Source organism: Paenisporosarcina sp. P4_D4 (genome assembly GCF_056401835.1).
In genome coordinates this window covers 1-875 of record NZ_JBFUIO010000361.1, presented here as the reverse complement: position 1 = coordinate 875, position 875 = coordinate 1, and the positions used below count along the sequence as shown (strand labels likewise).

The 875-nt window shown below is 25.9% G+C and carries 1 protein-coding gene; it reads right to left on the bottom strand.

The features are described 5' to 3' along the window. The coding region (locus AC1DSL_RS18820) for an O-antigen ligase family protein (protein ID WP_477533415.1) at positions 1–698 on the bottom strand (698 nt) is incomplete at its 3' end. Positions 699–875 lie beyond the last annotated feature (177 nt).

Genomic DNA, 875 nt, shown 5'->3' with positions numbered 1-875 from the left:
AGATAGTATCGATCTCCCCCCATACCCACACCAAAAAAAACATTGTTTCCAATTATGTTAAATAGATAATCGTATATGTTCAATCTACCCGATGTTTTAAACATATTGTCAAGGTATAGCAAACTTATGGTCCTACTATCTATCCCCATTGTGTTGAATAAATCCAAAATGCTACTTATGATAGATTTGTATGATATGGCAAACATTATTGTTAAATTGATAAATACAAATGATATTATCCACTTTCTTGGAGTATTTTTTGAAAATATAAACATAATTAAGATAAATATTAAAAGAGAGAGGAAGGCTCCCCTAGATCCAAAAACTAAAACACTTAAAAAGGAAGTTAAACCGAGTATAAAGTCAGTTTTTCTTTTTATTACTATCCCGCTGTACAATAGAAATGCTGCTATTAAAGTCATCGCATTTGAATAAATCATATATATGCTACCGGTATATGCATCTAAAACAAAGAAAAGTTCTAACAATATTATGACTGACATAATCCTTGCAGTTACAATAAAATACTTTTCTAATTCTTCAAAGGAAATTACATTTGCTCTTATAATTGCAAAAGTAGTTATTGAATATATTAAATATGGAATTATTTTTGATATATATATTATGTTTTGTGGGAAAAATATAAATAAAATTGCTATAGTTATAATAAGAAACATAACTAGGTATATAACATCCAATTTTATTTTTCTAATTAAGAATAAGGTACACCAAGATATGAAAATAAAAACAAAGTTTAAATAATATAAATAGTTAATGGCACTTATAACAACTTTATTTTCTTGATGGATTCCAGCAAAATACGAAATTTGATTAAGAAAAACACACATTAAAACAACATATATCATGCAATACAA